Source organism: Shewanella electrica, from assembly GCF_022321485.1.
Lineage (GTDB): Bacteria > Pseudomonadota > Gammaproteobacteria > Enterobacterales > Shewanellaceae > Shewanella > Shewanella electrica.
In genome coordinates this window covers 97,350-123,335 of the sequence record NZ_JAKOGG010000006.1, presented here as the reverse complement: position 1 = coordinate 123,335, position 25,986 = coordinate 97,350, and the positions used below count along the sequence as shown (strand labels likewise).

19 protein-coding genes are annotated in these 25,986 nt (G+C 49.4%); 11 read left to right on the top strand and 8 right to left on the bottom strand.

Features of this window, described 5'->3' with window-relative positions; translation table 11 throughout:
• Positions 1-155: 155 nt before the first annotated feature.
• Both L9G74_RS11090 and dacB read left to right on the top strand, forming a co-directional pair.
• The gene (locus L9G74_RS11090) at positions 156-326 is read left to right on the top strand and encodes a hypothetical protein (RefSeq protein WP_238896408.1); all 171 of its coding nucleotides are present in this window, start codon (positions 156-158) and stop codon (positions 324-326) included.
• 23 nt (positions 327-349) lie between these two features.
• The gene (dacB, locus tag L9G74_RS11085) at positions 350-1,903 is read left to right on the top strand and encodes a D-alanyl-D-alanine carboxypeptidase/D-alanyl-D-alanine endopeptidase (RefSeq protein WP_238896407.1); all 1,554 of its coding nucleotides are present in this window, start codon (positions 350-352) and stop codon (positions 1,901-1,903) included.
• Between the two features lie 34 nt (positions 1,904-1,937).
• On the opposite strand, the gene L9G74_RS11080 is transcribed toward dacB, so the two are convergent.
• From L9G74_RS11080 to L9G74_RS11060, 5 genes are all read right to left on the bottom strand, one after another.
• Entirely contained in the window at positions 1,938-3,698 is a 1,761-nt protein-coding gene (locus L9G74_RS11080) for an acyl-CoA dehydrogenase family protein (RefSeq protein WP_238896406.1), read from the bottom strand.
• 274 nt (positions 3,699-3,972) lie between these two features.
• A complete protein-coding gene (mdoH, locus tag L9G74_RS11075) occupies positions 3,973-6,183 on the bottom strand; it encodes a glucans biosynthesis glucosyltransferase MdoH (RefSeq protein WP_238896404.1) in 2,211 nt (736 codons plus the stop codon).
• Between the two features lie 12 nt (positions 6,184-6,195).
• Entirely contained in the window at positions 6,196-7,860 is a 1,665-nt protein-coding gene (locus L9G74_RS11070) for a glucan biosynthesis protein G (protein ID WP_238896402.1), read from the bottom strand.
• 536 nt (positions 7,861-8,396) lie between these two features.
• On the bottom strand, positions 8,397-10,457 hold the full coding sequence (locus L9G74_RS11065; RefSeq protein WP_238896401.1) for a dipeptidyl-peptidase 5: 2,061 nt from the start codon (positions 10,455-10,457) through the stop codon (positions 8,397-8,399).
• 70 nt (positions 10,458-10,527) lie between these two features.
• Complete coding sequence (locus tag L9G74_RS11060) at positions 10,528-12,045, bottom strand: fumarate hydratase (protein WP_238896400.1); 1,518 nt, start codon at positions 12,043-12,045, stop codon at positions 10,528-10,530.
• Positions 12,046-12,276: 231 nt separating this feature from the next.
• Between L9G74_RS11060 and pabB the strand changes: the two genes are divergently transcribed.
• Positions 12,277-13,725: an aminodeoxychorismate synthase component I gene (pabB, locus tag L9G74_RS11055; RefSeq protein ID WP_238896398.1), complete on the top strand. Its 1,449-nt coding sequence runs from the start codon at positions 12,277-12,279 to the stop codon at positions 13,723-13,725.
• A gap of 4 nt (positions 13,726-13,729) precedes the next feature.
• On the top strand, positions 13,730-14,314 hold the full coding sequence (locus L9G74_RS11050) for a CoA pyrophosphatase (RefSeq protein WP_238896396.1): 585 nt from the start codon (positions 13,730-13,732) through the stop codon (positions 14,312-14,314).
• Here L9G74_RS11050 and L9G74_RS11045 read toward each other — a convergent pair.
• The gene (locus tag L9G74_RS11045) at positions 14,306-14,641 is read right to left on the bottom strand and encodes a hypothetical protein (protein WP_238896395.1); all 336 of its coding nucleotides are present in this window, start codon (positions 14,639-14,641) and stop codon (positions 14,306-14,308) included. The two genes, L9G74_RS11050 and L9G74_RS11045, sit on opposite strands and share 9 nt — an antisense overlap.
• Before the next feature lie 191 nt (positions 14,642-14,832).
• Here L9G74_RS11045 and asnS point away from each other — a divergent pair, with 191 nt between their 5' ends.
• Both asnS and nikR read left to right on the top strand, forming a co-directional pair.
• Positions 14,833-16,233, top strand: coding sequence for an asparagine--tRNA ligase (asnS, locus tag L9G74_RS11040; protein WP_238896393.1), 1,401 nt, complete (start codon positions 14,833-14,835; stop codon positions 16,231-16,233).
• Between the two features lie 123 nt (positions 16,234-16,356).
• Complete coding sequence (nikR, locus tag L9G74_RS11035) at positions 16,357-16,770, top strand: nickel-responsive transcriptional regulator NikR (RefSeq protein ID WP_238896392.1); 414 nt, start codon at positions 16,357-16,359, stop codon at positions 16,768-16,770.
• On the opposite strand, the gene L9G74_RS11030 is transcribed toward nikR, so the two are convergent.
• On the bottom strand, positions 16,767-18,164 hold the full coding sequence (locus tag L9G74_RS11030) for an ATP-binding protein (protein WP_238896391.1): 1,398 nt from the start codon (positions 18,162-18,164) through the stop codon (positions 16,767-16,769). The two genes, nikR and L9G74_RS11030, sit on opposite strands and share 4 nt — an antisense overlap.
• Positions 18,165-18,166: 2 nt before the next feature.
• The gene (locus L9G74_RS11025) at positions 18,167-18,826 is read right to left on the bottom strand and encodes a response regulator (protein WP_238896389.1); all 660 of its coding nucleotides are present in this window, start codon (positions 18,824-18,826) and stop codon (positions 18,167-18,169) included.
• 322 nt (positions 18,827-19,148) lie between these two features.
• Here L9G74_RS11025 and hyaA (L9G74_RS11020) point away from each other — a divergent pair, with 322 nt between their 5' ends.
• From hyaA (L9G74_RS11020) to hyaB (L9G74_RS11000), 5 genes are all read left to right on the top strand, one after another.
• Positions 19,149-20,285 carry a nickel-dependent hydrogenase small subunit gene (hyaA, locus tag L9G74_RS11020; protein ID WP_238896388.1) on the top strand — a complete coding sequence of 379 codons (1,137 nt, stop codon included), beginning with the start codon at positions 19,149-19,151 and terminating at the stop codon, positions 20,283-20,285.
• Between the two features lie 3 nt (positions 20,286-20,288).
• Positions 20,289-21,992, top strand: coding sequence for a nickel-dependent hydrogenase large subunit (gene hyaB, locus L9G74_RS11015; protein WP_238896387.1), 1,704 nt, complete (start codon positions 20,289-20,291; stop codon positions 21,990-21,992).
• A 10-nt stretch (positions 21,993-22,002) separates the two neighbouring features.
• The gene (gene cybH / locus L9G74_RS11010; RefSeq protein WP_238896385.1) at positions 22,003-22,677 is read left to right on the top strand and encodes a Ni/Fe-hydrogenase, b-type cytochrome subunit; all 675 of its coding nucleotides are present in this window, start codon (positions 22,003-22,005) and stop codon (positions 22,675-22,677) included.
• Positions 22,678-23,133: 456 nt separating this feature from the next.
• Positions 23,134-24,270 (top strand): nickel-dependent hydrogenase small subunit, encoded by a 1,137-nt coding sequence (hyaA, locus tag L9G74_RS11005; protein WP_238896384.1) that lies wholly within the window; start codon positions 23,134-23,136, stop codon positions 24,268-24,270.
• Between the two features lie 4 nt (positions 24,271-24,274).
• Complete coding sequence (hyaB, locus tag L9G74_RS11000) at positions 24,275-25,978, top strand: nickel-dependent hydrogenase large subunit (RefSeq protein ID WP_238896383.1); 1,704 nt, start codon at positions 24,275-24,277, stop codon at positions 25,976-25,978.
• Positions 25,979-25,986: the final 8 nt, after the last annotated feature.

Here is a 25,986-nt window from a genome sequence, read left to right as displayed (position 1 = left end):
TTTTCTCCTCGAACCGCTAAGCCAAGGGCGCAATTTGCTTTATTAATCGCCAATTTGTTACTTTTGCGCTGATAAATACCCGCCATCACTGGCGCAGCGGGTTATACTGCGGGCAAAATAGTGCGCAGAAAAATGCGTGATAATAAGGTTTATTGATGAAAAAAGAGCTACTGTTTACACTGCTGGCGACATTGGGCGCCGCTTGGGGCATCTTCCATTTTAAAGATTGGTTAGGCGCGATGGTAATGCCACTGTTTCTGATCTTAGTGGTATTTGTCACTTTGAAACTTTATCGCTTGATGGTGTCGGATGACGCCGATGAATAATCCTTTGCCGAGTTAGGCTCATCATGATGCAACCCCGCCACGTTTTTCTGTCTCAACCAGTCAGCAAATTCCTGTTAAGTGTGATGCTATGTGCGCTAGGTTTTGCATCGTATGCAGCCAATAGTGATGTTGACTGGCAAACACTGCAACCCAACAACACCAACGTCTCTCTGATTGTGGCTGATCCCAGCGGCAAACGGCTGATTGACCACAACAGCCAACAACTCCAACTGCCCGCCAGCACCCTAAAACTGTTTACCGCGGTGGCCGCCACCAAGGTGCTAGGGCCTGATTTTGTGTTTAGCACCGGCTTGTATTATCAAGGCCAACGCGAAGGCACCAAACTTAACGGTAACCTGCTGCTGAAATTCGATGGCGATCCACGCTTAACCAGCGAGCAACTGGGGCGCTTGATGGCAGAGGTGCCCAAAGCGGGCATTACCGAAGTCAGTGGCGATGTGATTTTACTGGCTGATGATGACAGCCCTAAATGGGGCGCGGGTTGGTTGTGGGATGATCTCGGTGTGTGTTTTGCGGCGCCAGTGGGCAAACTGATCCTCGATAGGAATTGTGTTAAGGGTTCCGTCACCAGCATTCAACCTAAGGGAAAAGAGGCAACTCAGGTTAGCGCGCAGATTTACCCTAGCCGCGTACATTTAAGTTATCCGTTAACCATAGATAACAGCGCCAGTTACCAACCCACCGCCCCCAGTGCACTGTGTAAGCTGCATCTAGGCCATGCGCAAGGCAATCGGTATCAGCTTACCGGCTGTTACCAGATGAAAGACCCACTGCCATTGCAGGTGGCGATTGTAGATCCCGCCGCCTATATTCAAGCGCAAATTAAACAGCAAATCGGCAACACATTTCAGCTAGCGGGTGATATTAAAGTCGCGCCAGCCAGCATCGAACACGCCACCTTAATCAGCCAATTCCCATCAATGCCATTGCAACTGCTACTGACCGAGATGTTGGCCAAGTCTGACAACTTGATTGCCGATGCCGTGCTAAAACGCATGGGCCAGCAGCTGTTTCAGCACAATGGCTTTGAATATGGTGCGCAAGCGCTGAAACAGACCTTGAGTGGCTTGGGCGTAGATATGACCGACGCCAATATTATCGATGGTTCTGGGTTATCGCGTTACAACCAAGTTAACGCCGAACAACTGTTTTCGGTACTGCTGCTGCTACAGCGTGATGACGAATTGAAATGGCTGATTAAAGCGCTGCCGTTGTCTGGCTACAATGGCACGCTCAAATTTAAGCGCGGTTTTGTGAATCCGCAGTTGCGCGGCAAGATCCGCGCGAAAACCGGCAGTATGACCGGGGTGGATAATTTGGCGGGATATATTCAAATTGGCGAGGATGATACCGCTAAGTTGTACCCGTTTGTATTGCTCGAAACCGGCTTACCCGCCAATCAATATCATCCGGCGACACTGGCGCCACCGTTGCTGAAGCAATTAATTAAACAATTCACTAAGCCAAGCGCCATTGCGGCGGCAGCAACAAGCAAAGCTAAAAACCAGCCTAAACTGGCACCGCCAAGCTCGGCAGCAAACCAATCGCAGCAGTGAGCCACTTAGCCGCTCACTGCACGACTAAACCCCATTAAAATGCGGCGATATCCACTTGCATCGTTGCCGTTGAACCCGCTCGAACACTGACTAAGTGCATGGCAAAACGTGGCGCAAGACGGGCAAAATAGTATTCTGCCAATTGTGATTTGCCAGTCACCCATGCTTCAGGCAAAGTTGATTGCTGTTGTTTCGCGGTTTGTTGCATCAATAACCAGAAATAGCCGCACATCAGGTAGCCAAAAGCGTCCAACGCATCCACCGCCACGGCGTTGATCAGGTTACTATCGTCATCTTTGGCTGCCATCACCTCATGCATTGCCGCTAAAAAGTCGTCCTGCATGGTTTGTTGCTGCGCAATCAGATGGGATGGTACATCGCTGCTTTGCGCCAACTGCAACGACAACTGGTTAAACAACTCAGTAATCGTCACCAACCTATCCGCCACTAACTTACGCCCCAAGAAATCAATCGCTTGAATGCCATTGGTGCCTTCGTATATTTGTGCAATACGCGTATCACGTACCCACTGCTCAATGCCGGTTTCGCGGATATAACCATGACCACCAAACACTTGTTGCGCACTAATGGCACATTCTAGGCCGCGGTCGGTAAGAAACGCTTTGGTCACTGGAGTAAGTAATGCCGCCAGCTTGGTGGCATAGGCTTTTTGGGCCTCGTCTTGGCTATATTTGGCTAAGTCCAACTGTAAACCAGTGAACACCGCCAGCGCCCTGCCCGCATCGGTTAAGCAGCGACAATTGAGCAGCATACGACGCACATCGCCGTGGACAATAATTGGCGCTTGTTGCTGCGCGTTGCTGCTATCGCTGCCTTGCAGGCGCTCTTTGGCATAATCTGCCGCCATGCGATATGCCGCTTGCGCGCTGCCCAGCCCTTGAATACCGATCGACAGGCGCTCGTAGTTCATCATGGTGAACATACACACTAAGCCGCGGTTGGCACGGCCAACCAAAAATCCTTCGGCATTGTCGTAATTCATCACACAAGTGGCAGACGCTTTAAGCCCCATCTTATGTTCGATGGCACCAGCACTGACGCCGTTGGCCTCAGTGCAGTTGCCAGCAGCATCCACTTTGATTTTAGGCACGACGAACAATGAGATACCGTCGCTACCGGCAATTTTTGCCAGCACTAAATGGATAATGTTGGCGGTTAAATCATGATCGCCACCTGTGATAAAAATCTTACTGCCACTGATTGAATAACTACCATCCGCTTGAGGCTCAGCCTTAGTGCTGATGTAGCGTAGATCGGAACCAGCTTGCGGTTCGGTCATATCCATGGCGCCTGCCCATTCGCCGGAATATAAACCGGGAAGGAAACGTTGTTTGAGTTCGTCATCGCCATGAGCGTGAATACACAGCGCCGCACCAGCGGTTAATGAGCCGTATAAGTTAAACGCATTATTGGCGCTGTAACCGAGTTCATCTACCAGTACGCCGAGCATTTTGGGCATACCCATGCCGCCAAACTCGGGTTCACCACACAAACCGACCCAACCACCTTCAGCATATTGTCGATAAGCATCGCGATAACCATCAGGCGTAAACACTTGACCGCCAGTGAATCTGACACCTTGCTCATCGCCAGTACGATTGAGCGGTGCCACTAACTCACCATTGATTTTGGCGGCTTCTTCCAAAATTGCTGCGGCGGTGTCGATATCGATGTTATCGGCTAAGGCAGGCAGGGTTTGCCACACGGAAGGTGCGTCGAACACCTGTTGCAGCAGGAACATCATCTCGTCGGTTGGTGCGTGATATGAACTCATGGGTTAACCTCAGCAAATTCAAACGATTGTTTAATTTAATCGCTATCGGTTAACTTAGCAAACCCCACGCACTAAAGCGCTGGCTTGATCACGCTTATTCTTAGGGGCTATATATCTTTGCTGACTAAGCGTCGCAGGCCGCGCCTCGTTCATAACGCGTTTGATTTGAACAAAAATTAAACGCTAAAGATAAACAGCCCCTAGACATTCACCACAATAAAAAATGCCGGAGCAATTAAGCATCCGGCATTTTTGGTGAGCAGTTGTACAAGACTTAGCAGATACTGATCACATCGTCATCGGCGTGTTCTTTAGGTAACTTCTGCATAATCTGCAACAGCAGTGGATTACCTAAAACATAGCTGCGTTCTTTGTTATCTAGCACGCTGAGTAATTGTCGCTGACTCTGTGCTTCGTGTACTTTCACTCGCGCAATGGCGTCTAAGGCTTCAATCTGACCACCGGGTATATGCGTCGGCAACTTGTCCATAATGGCCATATGCAGTTCCATCAGCTCAGGGCGTTCAAGCAAACTTGGCAAGTGCCAAATCTGTGCCAGCGAACTTTCATAGGCTTTACGCGCTTGCGCAGCCGCTAAAATAAGCTGCGGCGGTTCAATCTCTTCTGGCGTGGCGAGCAGTTTTTTCGATTTCACCCAACGGCCCACTTTTTGCGATGCAGTTGCCATCGACAGTGGCACGGCAATCCACAACCCCAGCAATGCTGGCGACAACCACGCCACCAAAATCCATGAATCCAAATAGGCCAAATAACTTAGCACAATACCTAAAATCATGTGCCAACGGTGACGATACAACACATCTTTCCACGGCAAGCTACCGTCATCACGTCGCTGCGGCGCCCAACCACTGTCCTGTCCAGACAGAATGGAAAACACTGCACCACAGTGGATAAACATCATGATGGGCGCAATCAACGCCGAGATAATGATCTCAAGCAGAATACTGCCCGACACTTTCAGGCGGCCGCCCAGCTGTTTGCACTGTTTACTGTCGGTCAGCAGCAAGACTGAACCAAAGATCTTTGGCGCAAACAAAATGCCCATAGTGATATAAAACAGCCGCAATGCGCGGTCGGAGTCCATCACCGGCCATTTAGGGAATAGTGAGAACTGATCGGTAAAATATTCAGGGCGAATATAGTGCGCCTGCAACGCTAGCGCCAAACCGAACAGAATCAAAAATAGCCAAAATGGTGATGACAGGTACGACATGATACCGGTCACTAAGTGCAGGCGGTTGATCCAATGCAAGCCCTTAGTTGGCAAAATGCGACTGTGTTGCAAGTTGCCTTGGCACCAACGACGGTCACGAATCGCCATATCGATCATCGATGGCGGACATTCTTCGAAAGAGCCCGGCAGATCGGCGGCGATTTTCACACTCCAGCCAGAACGGCGAATCAACGCCGCTTCCACGAAATCGTGACTCAGAATATGACCGCCAAACGGTGGTTTACCTTTCAGCGTGGGCAAACCGGCACATTCCACAAACGCTTTTACGCGGATAATGGCGTTGTGGCCCCAGAAGTTACCCTCTTTTTGCACCCACCAAGCCAAGCCGGTACCAATCACTGGACCGTAAAAACGCGCGGCAAACTGTTGCAAACGAGCTAGTACGGTCACACCACTAACTAAGTACGGAATGGTTTGGATCAAGCCCGCGTCAGGATCGGCTTGCATCCGTTTTGCCAGCTCTAAAATACAGTGGCTTTGCATTAAGCTGTCGGCGTCTAACACCAACATACTTTCGTAGTGTCCCGCCCAACGGGTACAAAAATCCGCGACGTTACCGGACTTACGTGCAGTATTTTTACGGCGACGGCGATAATAAACCTTAACCTTGCCCGCCACTCGTTTACGCAATAACCAAAAGGCTTGTTCTTCCGCTAAGGCGATATCTGGGTCGGTGGTGTCAGACAAAATAAACCAAGAAAACTGTTGGTGCTCTTGGGTATCCTTGGTGTATTCCACCAGACGCATTGCCATAGTTTCTACCGCTGAAAACACCCGATCTGGCGATTCGTTGTAGGTCGGCATTAACACCGCAACTTTGTCGGTCAACAACTCCTCGGTGGTATTGCTACGCGGTTTGAAGCGGCGCGACATAATGTTGATAAAGCCAGCAACACCGCCACTGAATGCCAACGCAATCCAGCAGAAGTTAATCGCAAACAGCGCCAGTACCAGATATTCCAACGGTGTCACCGATGCGACACTAAATACCTGCAACATTTCGTAGATAGCAAATAACGAAATGGCTGACGCTGAACCGACCACCAATAGGCGACGGCTTACTTTAGACTTAACACCGTTAGGATTGACGCTTTGCCGTGGAAATCCTTTACTCAATTTACGCAAATCTTGCGCAGGCATCGGCTGCGGCTTTTCGGGCGGCATCGCCGCCCCACCCTCTAACACAGGATGTTGCTCTTCAATCAGACTATGGCTGAAACGAGACTCCATGTAACTCTCCTGCTACTTAGACCAACGGTATAACCAAGTTTCCACTTTACCGATCCCTTGCGTATCAACCGGCTCAACCGCTGGCTGGGCAAATTGCAATTCGGCACGTAATTCCGCCACCGTAGCGTCGGCGGGATCAAACTGGAAGCTCACACGATAACCACCATTGTGGCGATTTTCTTCAACCTTCACGTTGCTGATTGCGCCGTTGGAGGCTTCAACTTTCGCGGTTGGCATCGCTGCTGGACGCGGTGCGCCATTTAACGAATAGTCAATCACAAACAAACGTTTAGGGGTTGGCTTAGCCACATCGGCTCGGCCACTGGCGGTGCGCTCAACGGTGACATTGCCCGCTTTCACCGAAGGCTCTTCGCCCCAAACTAAACGATAGGCAAAACGGTATTCGCCACCAGCTTTCAAGGTATCTTTTGGTCGCCAGAACATCACAATATTGTCGTGAATTTCGGCATCTGTAGGGATTTCAGTTAACACCACTGAACCTTGGCCCCAGTTACCCAGCGGCTCAACCCACAAGCTCGGGCGCTTTTCATACTGGGCGTTGATATCTTGATAGGCGCTGTAATGACGTTGGCGTTGGATCAAACCAAAGCCCTGCGGTGCGTTATCCATAAAGGCTGAAATTTGCAGATTGCGCGGATTTGCCAGCGGCCGCCACAAACGTTCACTGCGACCGTTCAACATTAACAGACCATCAGAATCATGCACTTCTGGACGATAGTCATCGGTGTTTTGACGGCCGTTGAGCGAATGCAGATACATACTGGTTCCTGGGGCTAGGCCAACTTTCGCCAAATCCACACGCGGGTACAGCACCGCTTCGACATCCATCTGCGTGTTGTCACCAGGACGAACCGAGAAACGGTATGCACCAGTAACGCTTGGGCTGTCTAACAGTGCATAAATCACCATGAGATTAGAATCAGCTTGTGGTTCTTCAATCCAGAATGCTTTAAATACCGGGAACTCTTCCCCTTCGGCGTCAGCCGTTTTCAACGCCAGACCACGGGCGGAAATGCCGTAGGTATTGTTTTTGCCCAACGCGCGAAAATAAGTCGCGCCTTGGAATACCAGCAGTTCGTCAAAGTAGTCAGGACGTTTAATCGGATAGTGCAAGCGGAAACCGCTGTAGCCGATATCGCCTTTTGGCAACGGCTGGTTAAACACGTTATTCGCGTTAAAGTATTCTGGGTTGTAGGCCAAGTGTGTAGCTAAATTACCGTTGACCAGTGCAAGTTCAACCTTGCTTTTGTAGTAAAAACCGCGGTGAAACATCTGCATCTGGTATGGCAACTTGGTGCCTTTCCAAATTGCTTCATCGGGGCGGAACTGAATATCGCGATACTGCTCGTACGTCATATTGTTCAACGGCGCTGGCAGCGTTTCATCCGGTGCTTGATAAGGCTTTTCAGACAAGGTTTTGGCGAGACGTTTTACCGTGTCAGGGCTAAAGATACCGCTTTTAGCAAACTGCGCCTTAATCGCACCATCTGCTGGCTTGTCTTTCTCCATCGCGGCGGATTTTGGCGCCAAAACTGACTCGACTTTTCCCTCTTGGATCAATGGCGTAGTTGGATTAACGCTAGCAAAAGCGGTACTGGACAGTCCGATTGAGACCACAAGGGCCAAAACGTTGATTTTTCCGATTCTATTTCGCATTGATGACGGACCTTTTATACAAGATGGAAACTCTGAATTAGCAGACAATTCTTGCCCCAAAAACGGTGGGACTTTCAAAAAGAGAAAGGCACTAAAATAACTCTAATAAATTACTACTAAATCCAATGTAAATAAAGCTTTAGTAAGCTAGATAATCAGTTAAATATTAAGCGGTTGACGCAGTTTTACTGTAGTCATCGAGCCAAGCTGAAATTAGCGATATTTTGTTTGCCACTTATTGCCAAATAAACAAACAATCTGGCGAGTTATTCGTGCCAAAGACTCACTTTGGTTACATATTTTATTTTTATTTAACAAACAGTTCTTTTCAAAATGTTGTCTGGCTCGCTGTCCAATGTAGGGAGCTTAAGCTTAACCAAAGGTTAATGGGCTGACATAAATTGACAAAACTGCGGCAGCACCACTACGACTGCGGAATTAAGCAACAAAAAAGCCGATGTCTCCATCGGCTTTGGCTGGATGGTGAAGCTCGTGTTTATAGTATATACGAGATCCACCAGTCACTAATGTTGCTGTTATTGGGCCGTTTTACCAGTCCAACGATCCATCCAAGACAACACATTGGCATACCACTGCTCAAGATTATCTGGATTCAAAATCCAGTGATTTTCATCAGGGAAAATCAACAGTTCAGACGGAATGTCATTGCGTTGCATATAAGAGAAGGCAGCCAGACCTTGACCGTAAGGCACGCGGAAGTCTTTCTCACCGTGGATCACTAACATCGGCGTCTTCCAGTTTTGCACGTAGTTGGCTGGGTTGAACTTCTCGTACAGATCTTTTGATTGCTCATAAGTGCCGCCAAATTCATGCTCAGGGAACCATAGCTCCTCAGTGACATGATACATAGAACGCATGTCAAACAGACCGGCATGGTTAACCAGACACTTAAAGCCATCGTTCCAGTTACCTTGGATCCAGTTCATCATGTAACCACCGTATGAACCGCCCAGCGCACAAGCATTGTTGGCGTCGATCCAGTCTTGCTGTTTTGCCGCGGCCGCCAAACCTTTTTGTAGGTCTTCTAATGGCTTACCACCCCAATCTTGCGAAATGGAATCAGTGAACGCTTGACCGTAACCGGTTGAGCCGTGGAAATCGACCATCACCACTGCATAGCCCGCACCGGCCCATAACTCTGGGTTCCAACGCGAGCTAAAGCCGTTACCAAATGACCCTTGTGGGCCACCGTGTACCAAATACGCTACTGGGTACTTTTTACCTGGCTCAAAGTTCGCTGGCTTCAACCAGTAACCGTACACTTCTTCGTTATTCCAGCCTTTAAAGCTGAATTGACCGAAGTCACCAAACTTGATTTTATCCAGCTTAGCGCGGTTTACATCGGTAAGCCGTTGTAAATCTTGACCGTCCATGTTCATGGACCACAGATCGCCCGGCTCAACTAACGATGAATGACGAATAATCAGCCGATCGCCAGCCATACCGATAAGGCTGTTGCTACCATCGTTATACAGTGGGCGCACATCGCCAAACTGAGTATTAACGGCAAATACCGACACTTGACCAACGTCCTGAGCCGTTACATACAGGGTGTTGTTATCTTTACCAAAGCTCAAAGATGATGGACTGCGATCCCACAGCGGTGCCACTTCTTTGGTTTGGCCTGTAACCGTATCACGCAGCATGATGCCAAAACGGTCAGCTTCAAAGCCCGGGCGTTTCATCGCTAGATAAGCCATATAACGGCCATCGTCTGAAAATACCGCTTGCGAATCCCACGCTTTGTTATCTTCTGTCAGATTGATGGTTTCACCGCCAGTTGCAGGTACTTGCCACAAATCGTAGTTGGTGGTCCACGCTTGGTCCTTGGACGGTGCTTTGGCGCTGTAAATGACATAGTTGCCGTCAACCGAGAAGGTCACTTCTTCCATGCCTGAGAACGGCTTTGGCGGAGTTTCGGTATCGCGGCCTTGAGTCACGTCTACCGTGTCACCCAGTTTGCCATCAACAATCGGCGCCACAATCAGGTGGCTACGCGCATGATCAAACCAAGTATCCCAGTGACGTACCATCAGTTGGTTGTATTCACGGCCAGTCGATTTACGCTCAGATTCCGCTTTGAACTTATCTGCCGAACATTGCAGCGTTGGACATTCAGGGAATACGCGAATGCTCATCACCACACGTTTGCCATCGTTTGACAGCTTGTAGCCTTCGATATCAAGCGGCAAGTCAGACACCTGACGCGCTTCACCGCCGTTAAGTGGCAGTTGATAGAGCTGGCTGCTGCCGTTGCGCGCTGCCACAAAATAGATGCTGTTATCATCGCTGCTAAATGCAACGTCATGTTCAGTCCCTGCGGCGCTGGTCAGACGATAAGGTTTAGCATCTTTGTTGGTTAAGTCGAGAAGGTAAAGATCGGAATCGCCCTTGCCGGCTTCGTCTACCTTTTTCAAACCGTAAACCAGTTTGCTGCCATCGTGTGACACAGCGACAGAATGCAATTTATTGAGCTTGACCAGATCTTGCACAGTGAAAGGTGTTTTATCAGCAGCACTGGCAGCGAGGGAAACACCCGCAGCTAAAAGCGCTACACCAAGTTTGTTGATTTTCATCGATTGCTCTTCTTAAGGAGTTTATTTTAAGTCAATAAAAAGGGGCCATTGCGGCCCCTTCGAGGAAGCTCTATTCCTTGGCTTGTTGGATCTTCACTTTCCAAACAGCCGGACCTGTATCGTGAGCGTTAACCCCGTTCGAGTCAACCGCTACAGTAACAGGCATGTCTTCGACGTCAAACTCATAAATCGCTTCCATACCAAGATCTTCGAAGGCGATCACTCGTGCTTTCTTAATCGCTTTCGATACCAGATAAGCAGCGCCGCCCACGGCCATCAAATACACCGCTTTGTGCTGTTTAATGGATTCAACCGTTGCAGGGCCGCGCTCGGCTTTACCGATCATGCCCATCAAGCCCGTTTGCGACAGCATCATCTCGGTAAATTTATCCATACGGGTACTGGTCGTAGGGCCTGCTGGGCCAACCACTTCATCACCGACAGGATCCACTGGGCCAACGTAATAGATAAACTTGCCTTTGAAGTCGACGCCGGCTGGCAGCCCTTCACCGCTTTCCAACAAGCTTTGAATACGTTTATGTGCCGCGTCGCGACCAGTGAGCATTTTACCGGATAGCAATAAGGTATCGCCGCTATTCCAGCTTTCAATATCCGCTTGGGTTACGGTATCCAGATTCACGCGGCGGGTGTTTTCGCCCGCTTCACGGGTAATTTCCGGCCAATCAGTTAATGATGGGACTGGCAGTTCTGCGGGGCCTGAACCGTCGAGATGAAAATGCACATGGCGGGTAGCGGCACAGTTCGGGATCATCACTACCGGTTTAGAGGCGGCGTGCGTTGGCGCAGTTTTAATTTTCACATCCAATACGGTGGTTAAACCGCCTAACCCTTGAGCACCGATCCCCAAATTATTAGCGCGCTCGAAGATATCTAAACGCAGTTTTTCTTCAGTGGTTTCGGCGCCTTTGGCTTTCAGCTCATGAATGTCGACACTTTCCATCAAGGCTTCTTTGGCCATCACCGCGGCTTTTTCGGCGGTGCCGCCAATACCGATGCCCAGCATGCCCGGTGGACACCAACCCGCGCCCATGGTGGGTAGTGTTTTCTCGACCCATGCCGCCACATCATCCGATGGGTTGAGCATCACCATTTTAGATTTGTTTTCTGAACCGCCACCTTTGGCAGCAATCGCCACTTCAATATGGTCGCCCGGTACGGTTGAGATGTGCACTACGGCTGGCGCGTTATCGCGGGTGTTTTTACGGCTGCCCGCAGGATCGGCAACAATCGAGGCGCGCAGGGTGTTATCACTGTTGGTATAAGCGCGGCGAGTGCCTTCATCGACCATCTGTTGAATGGTCATATCGGTTTTATCCCACTGCACGCCCATGCCCACATACACAAAGCAAGTCACAATGCCGGTATCTTGGCATAATGGACGATGGCCTTCCGCTGACATGCGCGAGTTAATCAGGATTTGTGCGATTGCATCTTTAGCCGCAGGGTTTTGTTCACGCTCGTAGGCTTCGGCCATGGCGTCGATGAAATCTTTCGGGTGGTAATACGAGATATATTGCAGTGCATCGGCAATACTGTCGATGAAGTCGGCTTGCTTAATAACAGACATGGTTGCGCTCCATAGCATCGCTGCCCTTCGCCTTCATTGCTCTGCTTAACCTTGTTCCCCAGCAACAGATTAATCAGGGATGAAGATAGCTGCCATTGCACGAAAAACTGGCAGTAAACACGTTAAATAACGCGAAGTTACCAAAGGCAGATTGGTTCTTGGTATAGGTTGGCGGTTATAATAACCGCTCACCACAGTTTGGGCCACATCACATTTTAGGTTGTAAAAAGGATGTCCGACATCTCAGTTTCAACAAATAATTTTCTGTTATCGCTGCCATGGCAATTCGACACCGTCAATGTTTTCAGCGCGTTACGGTATTTACCTTATGCGGTATTACTTGATTCCGCCGATGCCAATCATCCCGATGCACGCTTCGATATCATCGCCGCCGAGCCACTGGCAAAGGTGTGGACTACGACTAAAGATGGAAGCAATCTGTGCCATTTGCAGCATTTTGATACAGCAGGCAAGGTCACCGCCACATCTGAAACCACGCAGGAACCACTGACGGTGGTTCATCAACTGTTAGCGCAGTATTTTCCACAACCACTAGCTAGCGACTTACCGTTTAGCGGCGGCGCCATTATGGCGTTAAGTTATGACCTCGGCCGCCAGTATGAACAACTACCGAGCCACGCCGCCGATGATTTGGCATTTCCGCAACTAATGGCGGGTATCTACGCGTGGGCGCTGATCCGCGATAATCAACAACCTCTTGGGCAGCAATGGCAGTTAGTCACGGCTGATGCCAACATCGATTTGACCGCTCTCGCCGCTCGCTTAGTTAAGATGATAACAACAGCGACCGCCGCGCCGCTGAGTTTCAGCTTAACCTCAGCGTGGCAAACGCAGCTGACTCAACAGCAATATTTAGCCAAGTTTTCGCGCATTCAAGAATACCTACACAGCGGTGATTGTTACCAAATCAACTTAACGCAACGGTTCAGCGCCAGCTATCAAGGTGATGAGTGGCAAGCCTATCAACTGCTGCGTGCCAGCAACGGCGCGCCATTTTCGGCGTTTTTCCATTGGGATGGCCTCAGCGTGTTGTCGATTTCACCGGAGCGTTTTTTAAAGCTGAGCAACCGCGGTGAGATTGAAACCAAACCGATTAAAGGCACCGCACCACGTTCAAGTGATAGCGCAGAAGATCAGCGACTGGCGAGTGAGTTACAGCAATCGGAGAAGAACCGCGCCGAAAACCTGATGATTGTTGATCTGCTGCGCAACGACATCGGCAAAGTGGCCGCCGCAGGCAGTGTTAGCGTGCCTAAGTTATTTGATATTGAGAGCTTCCCCGCCGTGCACCATCTGGTGAGTACCGTTACCGCCCAATTGCCACCGCAGTTGCACGCTAGCGATCTATTACGTGGCGCATTCCCGGGCGGCTCCATCACTGGCGCACCAAAAATCCGCGCCATGGAGATTATTGACGAACTTGAACCGTCACGCCGTAGCATCTATTGCGGCTCCATCGGCTATATCAGTCAAGATGGTGGCATGGATAGCAGCATTACTATCCGCACCCTGCTCGGCCAACAAGGCCAACTCTATTGTTGGGCGGGCGGCGGCATTGTTGCCGATTCAGAAGGTGCGGCGGAATATCAAGAAACGTTTGATAAAGTGAGTAAAATTCTGCCAATCTTAGCGCCAACATCGGCACAATCGGATCAATAAGCACATGGACAATCTGGCGCAACTGCGTACCCGTTTTGCTTTAAGCGCTTCGCCGCAGCCGCGCCGCGTTGCTACCGAAGGGATACGCTTGCGCTCAGCGGCGGTGTTGCTGGCCTTGTATCAAACACCACGCGGCGTGGAGTTACTGCTGACACAGCGGCCGACGCACCTAAAAGCGCATCCGGGGCAGATTGCCTTTCCCGGCGGTAAACCAGAGCCTGAAGATAACGACATTATTGCTACGGCATTAAGAGAGGCATGGGAAGAAGTCGCGTTAGCACCGCAGCAAGTGGAAGTGCTCGGCTGCTTGCCGGTGCACAATACGCTGACGGGCTTTAGCATTACACCGGTGGTCGGCTTAGTACACCAAGCATTTACGCCGATATTGGATGCCAACGAAGTGGCCGACAGCTTTAGTGTGCCGCTGGATTTTTTATTGGCGCCGCAAAACCGTAAAACCTTGTGGTTTCCACGCAAGAAAAAACCGACGCCGATAACGTTTATCCCTTACCAGCAGCGGTTAATTTGGGGCGCGACGGCGGCGATAATCGATACCTTCTGCCGCCAGCTAACCAATGAGTTAGATTAAGAAACGTAGATACAGCCCAGACGTGATTGAAATCAGCAACAATAAAGGAATGTTGAACCAATAGCCCATGCGACTGTGGCTGGCGCAATACCAGTTCACCAACAAACTGAGCAAACTAATGGCTGCACAACTCCAGATAATCTGTTCTAGATGTGTTGTCGCCACGGGGTCCCAACGCAGTCTTACCTGCACACCACGGCTGAGAAAATAGCCAACTTGCCGATCTGGGCGCGCTTCATCAAATATCAGCAGCGCATAAACAGCTAGACCCCAGCCAACAATTGATAAGGCGGCTAACAACAATTGCAACACGCGCAACTTGTTCATTTAAGACTCCTGCCGCATAAAATCCTTGATCATCATGAAGAATACCTTTTTCAGCTTGAGAAAAGCCACCAGCAAGGTAATATGAACCTCCAAATTTTTTTGCTGTGTGATCAAAATAGGTGTTCAACCGGCGTTATGCCAGTAACACTAAGAACAGACAGTGTTTTATATCAGTGGAGTTCAAAGCAATAATGAGTGTTGCATCTGTCGCATCTGTATTCAAAGGTGAGCATCCGGTGGGAAGCGAAGTCACGGTACGTGGCTGGGTTCGTACTCGCCGTGATTCTAAAGCTGGGATCTCGTTCCTCGCCGTTTATGATGGTTCTTGTTTCGATCCGATCCAAGGCGTAGTGCCTAATAGCTTGCCCAATTACAATGACGAAGTGCTGCACTTAACGGCTGGTTGCTCCGTGATTGTCACCGGTGAAGTGGTTGAGAGCCCAGGCGCTGGCCAAGACTTTGAACTGCAAGTCACTAACGTAGAAGTGACTGGTTGGGTGGAAGATCCTGATACCTACCCAATGGCCGCTAAACGCCACAGTGTTGAACATCTGCGTGAACTGGCGCATCTGCGTCCACGTACCAACCTGATTGGCGCGGTAATGCGCGTGCGTAACTGCTTATCACAAGCCATTCACCGCTTCTACCACGAAAACGGTTTTATTTGGGTTGCTACCCCGCTGATCACTGCTTCAGATTGTGAAGGCGCTGGTGAAATGTTCCGTGTATCGACACTGGATATGGAAAACTTACCACGCACTGCCGATGGCAAAGTGGATTACGACCAAGACTTTTTCGGTAAAGAAGCGTTCCTGACAGTATCTGGTCAGTTGAACGGCGAAACTTACGCTTGTGCGTTGTCAAAAATTTATACTTTTGGCCCATCGTTCCGTGCCGAAAACTCTAACACTAGCCGTCACTTGTCTGAATTCTGGATGGTTGAACCAGAAGTGGCATTCGCAGAGCTGGACGATATCGCCAACTTAGCAGAAGCAATGCTGAAATATTGCTTTAATGCGGTATTGACCGAACGCCGTGACGATTTGGAATTCTTCGCTCAACGCGTTGATAAAACCGTTATCGAGCGTCTAGAAAGCTTCGTCAGTAACGACTTCGCTCAAGTAGATTACACCGATGCGGTGACCATTCTGCAAAACTGCGGTAAGAGTTTCGAATACCCAGTTGAATGGGGCGTTGACCTGCAATCAGAGCACGAACGCTATCTGGCGGAAGAACACTTCAAAGCGCCAGTAGTCGTGAAGAACTATCCAAAAGATATTAAAGCCTTCTACATGCGTCTCAACGAAGATGGCAAAACCGTCGCGGCAATGGACGTATTGGCGCCAGGCATTGGTGAAATCATCGGTGGTTCACAACGTGAAGAACGTTTGGAAGCGCTGGATGCCCGTATGGTAGAGATGGGCCTAAACCCAGAAGATTACTGGTGGTATCGTGATCTGCGTCGTTATGGCACCGTGCCACATTCTGGTTTCGGTTTAGGTTTTGAGCGTTTGGTATCTTACGTCACTGGCGTAAGCAACATCCGTGATGTGATCCCATTCCCTCGAGCACCACGTACCGCGAACTTCTAAGCTGCGGTGAAGAAACGCGCCAACTGGCGCGTTTTTGCTTTTATAAGGGCGCGATTTGTCTCACAGTCGCGCCTTTATTATCACAGTAAAGTTCTATGATGCATTATTTGGCGGAGAGTTACCGTGGCAAACGACGAAATTCAACGGTTTACCGTGTCCCTTCCTCAGTCACTATTTGAAGAAATCGAAACGGATATTGCCTCTCGCGGTTATCAATCGCGCTCGGAGTACATTCGTGATCTGTTTCGTGACCGTATTGTCGATAAACAGTGGAATGACAGTGTTGAGGATGTGGTCGGCGTGCTGACGCTGATTTTTGACCATCATCAACGCGGCTTGTCAGAAAAGTTAATTGAGATCCAACACAATCACTTAGTGCACATTCTGTGTAGCACTCATGTGCATATTGATCACCACCGCTGCCTTGAAACCATTATTTTGAAAGGCCAAGCCAAAGAGGTGAATCATCTGGTGAATCAGATTTCGGCGCTAAAAGGCGTTAATCTCGCCCGCCTCAGTCGCGCCGGTGTGGTTTAAGCTTTCGATTTGGGTTGTGCCAATGGCAGATAGACGCGAACATCCAACCCGCGCGGTGTACCGGGTTGGATATCTAAGCGGCCATGGTGCAACTCAACAATTTGCGCGCAGATAGACAACCCCAAACCTGAGCCTGAGACTTTCTCCCCTGCGGCGCGGAAAAAGCGCTCTTTAATCTGCAAACAATCTTGTTCATTCAACCCCGGGCCTGAGTCTAATACTTGGATTACCGCCATCTGCTCATCTGTTGCTGCCCAAGTACGAATGCTAATCGGGCTATGCCCTTGTGAATATTTGCAGGCATTCTCAATAATATTTTTAAACACCAGTTTGAGATAGAAGCCGTCACCGCGCGCTTTCAAAGCAGGTGCAAAATCTAACTGCCAATCGTACGGTTCAATAATGGGTAGCAGATCATTTAATACTTCATTAATCAATTGCTCAGGGGATTCAAGCCCCACATTTAGCCCAGTAAGAGAATCCACCCGCGACAGCAATAACAACTGCTCGATGGTATGCGCAATCTGCACAATACCTTTATCAATCGCTGCATGGTGCAGTTGTAACTCTTGTGGATCATTGGTCTGTTCTAAGCCCTGATGATGCAACTTGATGATGGCTAACGGCGTTTTTAACTCATGTGCCGCATCGCCGCTAAACTTACGCTCGCGCACCATGGCATCACCGATGCGCTCAATATAACCATTCATCGCGTCGCGTACCGGCACCAACTCGCTGGGTAACTTCATATGGATTGGGGTGAGATCCGCCGGAGAACGCTGCAACAACCGCCGAGCCAACTCCTGCACTGGCTCAAATAACCAGTAAGACAGAAAAATCATCAACAACGCCACTAACGGGAAGATAATCGCCGGCCCCAACACACTGTTGCCCATGATCTGGTCCACCAGCTCTTGCCGTACATCGTTACGTTGACCGGTAATGATCCACACATCGGTGGCTTTGGAGTAATAGGTATATAAATGCCATAAGCGATGCCCCATGGTGATTTCACGATAACCGACTTCAAACTCAGTCATCGGTGATGGCAGGCTATTGGCGGAGCGGACTAATAACTGCCCTTTCGGATTCCAAATTTGAAATGCCAGTTTTTGCTCGTACGCTAACGACTCGGCATTGGCATCTTGGTGAAATGTTTCGTATTTAGCGGGAGTGATCTCCAGCAGCAACGGATGGTCGACTAAATTTTCACGATGATCTTTCGGCTGCGCGCCGTAAAACAGTTCTAACATTTTGGCGCTTTGCAGCATCTGCGCATCAAACAGCTCTTCAATCTGTTGCTCAGAATCGTGGGTACTCAACCACGTGGAAATACCAATAGATAGCGAGATGCCGAGCAGCATCACGCCAATCATGGTTAAACGCAGCGACATAGTTACTCCACTTCCGCCAAGGTGTAGCCGATACCGCGAATGGTTTTAATCAGTTCAGTGGTGGTTTTTTTACGCAAATGATGGATGTGCACTTCAATGGAATTGCTCCCCACTTCATCCCAGCCGTAGGTTAGCTGTTCTAATTGCCCACGGGTGAGCACACGGCCCGCCGACTGAGCCAGCTCCAGTAGCAGTTGAAACTCACGACGAGAGAGTTGAATCGACTCTCCGCGAAATGACACATCATGGGTGTTTAAATCCATCGACAATGAGCCGACTTCCAGTTTGTTCTCGGCCATACCATGATGACGGCGCACAATCGCCTTAACTCGTGCTACCAGTTCACGTACGTCAAATGGCTTAGCAAGATAGTCATCTGCACCGATATCCAAACAGGCTAATTTGGTATCAAAATCGGTGTTGGCGGTGAGCACTATGGTGGGAATATCAATACCGCGGCGGCGCCACTGTTGCAGCAAACTGCGGCCGTTGCCGTCGGGCAATCCTAAGTCCAATACAATGGCGCTTAGGGCTTCGTTCATTACCGCAACTTCGGCTTGCTTGATGGTGGTCACATGGTCCACCTGAATATCTAGCTTTTCAAGGCTGAGCCGCAAACCTTGGGCGAGCAAATCATTATCTTCAATCAACAGTATGCGCATAATAAGAGCTTCTTATTAACGAACAAAAAGGAAGATCACACCGCATAGCAACGGCGCCATTAATAGCGTGACCAATAATATCTGTGATGTTTGAGTATCAGTCTGATAATTGGTTCAAAACGCAGCATTTTTAACCTAATCCAAATCATTATTGATCTAGATCAATATTGCATTAGTTACATTACTTAGATTGTCACCATTCGTCGTAATTCTTGATCGACCTCACCTTTTCTAAAGTTTGAAGTGGTTCCTCCGCTTCGGTGTAACGCTACGCCTTTCGCGACGTGCGTATTGAGCAATATCAATAATTTAAGGTTAATCCATGGATACACATGCAGCGCTCTTTGAGCAAGGCAGACAACGGCTGGACGCCCTCAGGCAATTGCCTCCACGTCAGCAAGCATCCCTAAAAGATAAAATGTTAGAACACGGCTTTACTCGCCGTGAATTTATGCAATGGAGCGCCGCAGTGACTGCGTTGCTGGCATTGCCACTACCGTTCAGCAGCTTGGTAGCGGAAGCCGCCGAACTCGCTGATCGCGTGCCTCTAGTATGGCTGCATCTGGCCGAATGTACCGGTTGTTCTGAATCGCTTACTCGTGCCGATACACCAGATCTGGATACGCTGATATTCGATCATATCTCGCTTGAATATCACGAAACCTTGATGGCCGCCGCAGGTTGGCAAGCTGAGGAAAATCTTGAACATGCGTTGAGCGAATATCACGGCAATTATCTGTTAGCGGTCGAAGGCGCGGTGCCTACCGCCAACAATGGCGTATTTCTCACTGTGGGCTGCAAAGGCAAAACCGGGCTTGAACTGGTAAAAGAAGCTGCAGCGGGTGCCGCTGCGATTATTGCTGTTGGAACTTGTTCCTCTTTCGGCGGCGTACAAGCGGCAGCACCTAACCCAACTGGCGCCAAAGGCGTGCATGACGTGATTGACCGCACGGTGATCAACTTAGGCGGTTGCCCACCAAGTGAGAAAAATATCGTTGGTACTTTAATGTACTATGTCATGTTTGGCCGCTTGCCAGCACTGGATATGTTTAACCGGCCAAAATGGGCCTACGGCGCACGAGTGCACGATAACTGCGAACGTCGTGGTCACTTTGATGCGGGCGAGTTTGTGGAGGAATTCAGCGACCACAACGCCAAAGACGGTTACTGCCTCTATAAAGTGGGCTGTAAAGGACCATACACCTATAACAACTGCCCAACCGAACGTTTTAATGGTCATGTTAGCTGGCCTGTGCTGGCGGGGCACGGCTGTATCGGTTGCTCTGAACCCAACTTTTGGGACGACATGGCCGACTTTGAAAAACCTCTTGGACGACAACTACTGCATGGTTTAGATGCCAGCGCCGACACGGTTGGTGCGGTCATTATCGGTGCCGCTGTTATCGGTATTGGCGCCCACGCAGTCGCTAGTTTGTTTGCCAACTCCAAAGAGGATTAATCAATGAGTCAACGTGTTGTTATCGACCCTATCACCCGTATTGAGGGTCACCTGCGTATTGAAGTGGAAGTTGACGAGCAGAATGTGATTCAAAAAGCGTGGGCTTCTTCTACGCTGTGGCGCGGTATCGAGGTCATCCTCAAGGGCCGCACACCGATGGACGTTGGTTTGCTGGTGCAGCGTATCTGTGGGGTTTGTACCTATTCCCATTATCGTTGCGGTACTGAAGCGGTAGAAAATGCGCTGGGCGTGCAGATCCCGCTCAATGCTAAATATTTACGTTCATTGATGATGAGCGCCCTGCACTATCACGACCATATTGTGCATTTCTATCATCTGCACGCACTGGATTGGGTCGATGTCGTCTCAGCGCTCAGCGCTGATCCTGCCAAAGCGGCACAAGTCGCCCTTCAATATACCGATGAGCCACTGGCGGCTGGTGAAGGCGATCTGCGCGCTGTACAAAAACGCGTGCAAGGGTTTGTCGATAAAGGCCGCATGGGCCCGTTCGCCAACGCTTATTGGGGCAACAAAACCTACCGTTTTACCCCAGAGCAAAACTTGATCGCCCTATCGCACTATCTTAAAGGGTTGGAAGTGCAGCGCATTGCTGCAGAGATGATGGCGATTTTCGGCGGCAAACAACCACACCCACAATCGGTAGTGGTTGGAGGGGTCACTTCGGTACGTGACATGTTAAGCCCTGCGCGTTTGCAAGAGTGGCAAGCCAAACATGCCATCGTGCGCGACTTTATCAAACGGGCGTATCACCCAGATATTCGTATGGCGGCAGATGCCTTTGGTGGTGAAGCCTCTGTGCTTGGCGGCGTGAACGTACACAACTTTATCTGCACTAACGAGTTCTACGGTGCCGACGGCCAATACTTGTATCAACAAGGTGTGGTGCATAACGGCGACTTGAGCAAAGTGACTGACGTTGACCCAAGCTTAATTGCCGAAGATGTTACCCACTCTTGGTATACCGCTGACAAACCGCAGCATCCATACGATGGCACCACCATTCCCAACTACACCGGCTTTGTTGAACGCGATACCGTGTACGGCAAACTGCCGTCCATTAATGAAGCTGAAAAATATAGCTGGGTGAAATCACCGCGTTATAACGGCGAAGCGATGGAAGTTGGCCCTCTCGCCTGCTTGTTAGTGAACTATGCCCGTGGCAACCAAAAAGTGGTTAACGCTGTGAATAGCTTTTTGAACGAAACTGGCCTGCCGGTAGAAGCGCTATACACCACCTTAGGCCGTACTGCGGCGCGGATGATTGAAACTGAGATTTTGGCCGACGAATGCCACAAGATTTTTGATGCCCTTGTCACCAATATCGCCAGCGATGAAACCCTCTACACCAAACCGCAGATCGATCCGAATAAAGAGTACGTCGGTCACGCCTTTATTGAAGCGCCACGCGGTATGCTGAGTCATTGGGTGCGCATCAAGCACGGTGTGGTGGAAAACTATCAAGCGGTAGTGCCAACAACGTGGAATGCAGGCCCGATAGACGCTAATGGCAACATTGGTCCGTACGAAGCTTCATTACTCGGTTTGAAACTGGAAGATCCTACCAAGCCATTAGAGGTGTTGCGGATTATTCATTCTTTCGACCCATGTATGGCATGTTCAGTCCATATGATGGACTACCAAGGCCAATCATTGGGTGAATTCCGCGTCGGTCCAACGGCCGCCTAAGGAGGAAATTATGGCAACTGCCACTCCCGCTTATGAACGGGTAAAAGTGTTTAGTGCCGCCATCAGGATATTTCACTGGTTACGGGCACTGTCGATCGTGATATTAACGGCCAGCGGGTTTTATATCTCTTGGCCCTATCTGGTCGGCGCCGATACCACCGATGTGTTAGTGCAAGGCTGGATCCGCTACGCGCACTTAGTCTGCGGTTTTATCCTGTGTGCGGTGACCTTGGTACGCGCTTACCTGTATTTTTTCAGCAAAAGCGATATTGAACGGCGTTCATTTCAGGATGTGAAAAACTATCGCAGCTGGATCATTCAGCTTAAGTCCTACTTTTGGATTGGCGGCTTGGAGCACAAAGGGGTTTACGGCCCATTGCAATATGTCACCTATTTAGCGGTGACCTTGCTGGCGGTGTTTATGTGCGTTACCGGGTTGACCTTATATGCCAACGTATACCATCAAGGCATGGGCGGTGCGCTGTGGGGCGCAGCATCTTGGGTGACTGAAGCCTTTGGAGGCTTAGCTTGGGTACGCATTCTGCACCACTATGTGACGTGGGCGTTTATCATCTTTTTGGTGATCCATATCTACATGGCGGTATGGATGGGCATTCGCTTCAAACATAATGCGGTAGATGCAATTGTGTCGGGTTACGACTATCACCCGAAACATACTGATTAAGCTCACAATAACATCGTTAGTATGCGTGCACTCCGTCGCAGCATTGTGCGGCGGAGTGACCGTTTTATTAAACAGCACGCTAACCGAAAAATGCTGTTGAAATGACAAATTTCACGCCAACTCTTGCCATTTTCGATGCAAAGATTAGAACAAAAACACACCATTTAAGGGTTTACTTAATAATTTATTGCACATTTTCGGTAAAAATAACTTCCAATCCGCTGTATTCCAGTGAAAAAATCTTTCAAAACCAACATGGCCAAAATGTCCCAATACGTCCAATTGGGATTGATCTTGCTCATATTCTAATAATCTAAATTTTCTAGAAATCCCAATTTCTTGGAAATGTTGACGTATCTCAAACATCCCCAACTGGTTGACCTCTAAGATCGCCGCCGTTAGCCGTGTGAGCTATAACGCAAAAAAGCCCGTTCAAAAAACATAAAAGGTCAAACCATGGACACACATTCAGCCCTTTTTGAACAAGGTCGGAAGCGGTTAGAGGCATTACGCCAACTTCCTCCTCGTCAAGAAACGTCTTTACAAGAGCGTATGCTCAAGCTTGGGATCACTCGTCGTGATTTCATGAAATGGAGCGCTTCAGTTACTGCACTATTAGCCCTGCCACTACCGTTTACCAATTTGGTAGCAGAAGCGGCAGAACTAGCAGACCGCGTACCGTTAATCTGGTTGCACTTAGCAGAATGTACTGGTTGTTCTGAATCACTGGTACGTACTGATACGCCTAACCTAGACACGCTGATCTTCGACCATATCTCACTTGAATACCACGAAACGCTGATGGCTGCGGCGGGTTGGCAAGCAGAAGAAAATCTCGAACACGCATTGGAAGCTTACAAAGGTAACTACCTGTTAGCAGTAGAAGGCGCGGTGCCAACTGCTAATAACGGCACATTCCTCACTGTAGGTTGTAAAGGCCATACTGGCATGCAAATCATCAAAGAAGCTGCCGAAGGCGCTGCGGCGATCGTTTCTGTTGGTACTTGTGCTTCTTTCGGTGGCGTACAAGCTGCAGCACCTAACCCAACTGGGGCAAAAGGTGTTTATGAAGTTGTCGACAAAGCCGTAGTTAACTTAGGTGGTTGCCCACCAAGTGAAAAAAACATCGTTGGTACTTTGATGTACTTCGTTATGTTTGGCCGCCTGCCAGCATTGGATATGTTTAACCGTCCAAAATGGGCTTACGGCGCACGCGTACACGATAACTGCGAACGTCGTGGTCGCTTCGATGCCGGTGAATTTGTTGAAAAATTCGGTGATGAAGGCGCTAAAGAAGGCTACTGCTTGTACAAAGTAGGTTGTAAAGGTCCTTACACTTACAACAACTGCCCTACCGAACGTTTTAACCATCATGTCAGCTGGCCGGTATTGGCAGGTCACGGTTGTATGGGTTGTTCAGAACCTAACTTCTGGGATGACATGGCAGACTTTGAAAAACCTCTTGGCCGTCAATTGTTACATGGTCTTGATGCAACAGCTGACACCATCGGTGGTGTGATTCTCGCAGCGACCGTTGTAGGTATCGGCGCTCATGCTGTTGCTAGTGTATTTGCCGGTTCCAAGGAGGACTAATTAAATGAATCAACGCGTCGTTATTGACCCAATTACTCGTATCGAAGGCCACTTGCGTATTGAAGTGGAAGTCGATGAAAACAATGTTGTAAAAAATGCATGGTCGTCCTCAACACTGTGGCGTGGCCTAGAAGTGATTTTGAAAGGCCGTACGCCAATGGACGTAGGTCTGTTGGTGCAACGTATCTGTGGTGTGTGTACCTATTCACACTACCGCGCAGGTACTGAAGCCGTTGAAAATGCACTGGGTTTGAAAATCCCATTGAATGCACGTTATCTGCGTTCATTGATGCAAACTTCACTGTTTATGCATGACCACATTGTGCATTTCTATCACCTACACGGCTTAGACTGGGTAGATGTAGTATCAGCTCTGAGTGCAGACCCAGTGAAAGCTTCGCAAATTGCTCACGAATACGTGCATAACCCAATCGCCACCAGCGACGGTGAACTGCGTGCCGTGCAAGAACGTGTTAAAGGCTTTGTGGAAACTGGTAAGTTAGGCCCATTCGCTAACGCTTATTGGGGCAACAAAACATACAAGTTCTCACCAGAACAAAACCTGATCGCCCTGTCTCACTACCTGAAAGCGTTGGAAGTACAACGTATTGCCGCTGAAATGCTGGCTATTTTCGGTGGTAAACAACCACATCCACAATCTTTGGTTGTGGGTGGTGTGACATCTGTACGCGACATGCTGAGCCCAGCACGTCTGCAAGAATGGAAACAAAAACACGATATCGTGCAAGACTTTATTGAACGTGCTTACCGTGCCGACATCGTGATGGCTGCGGCGGCCTTTGGTGCTGAACCTTCAGTACTGGGTGGGGTAAACATCAAAAACTTCATGGCGACCAAAGAGTTTGCGATTGGCGACCAAGAATTCATGTTCGATCAAGGCGTGATCCTCAATGGCGACCTGAGCAACGTAACTGACATCAATCCAGACTTGATTGCTGAAGACGTTACCCACGCTTGGTACACCGCTGATAAACCACAACATCCGTACGATGGTACTACCGTGCCTAACTACACAGGTTTGGTAGAACGTGACACTGTTTACGGCAAACTGCCAACACTGGATGGTGACAACAAGTACAGCTGGGTAAAATCACCTCGTTACAACGGCGAACCGATTGAAGTCGGCCCATTAGCTTGTCTGTTGGTGAACTATGCCAAAGGCAACAAAGTGGTGGTCGATTCCGTTAACGGTTTACTAAAAGCCACTGGCTTACCGGTTGAAGCCTTGTTCACTACCCTAGGTCGTACTGCTGCGCGTATGCTGCAAACCAGTATTGTTGCTGCAGAAGCGGTGAAAACCTTCAATGCACTGGTACACAACTTGTTGGCTGACGAAACAACTTACGTTGAACCCAACATTGACTCCAGCAAAGAGTATGTTGGTCACGCCATGATTGAAGCACCACGCGGCATGTTGAGCCACTGGATCCGCATCAAAGATGGTTTAGTTGAAAACTACCAAGCCGTGGTTCCTACCACTTGGAACGCAGGTCCTAAAGACGCTAACGGCAAAATTGGCCCTTACGAAGCATCTTTGATTGGTCTGCAACTGGAAGATCCAACTAAACCGTTAGAAGTCGTGCGTATTATCCACTCTTTCGACCCATGTATGGCTTGTGCAGTACATGTGATGGATTACAAAGGACAATCTTTGGGTGAATTCCGCATTGACCCAAGCGCCTGTTAAGGAGGTCT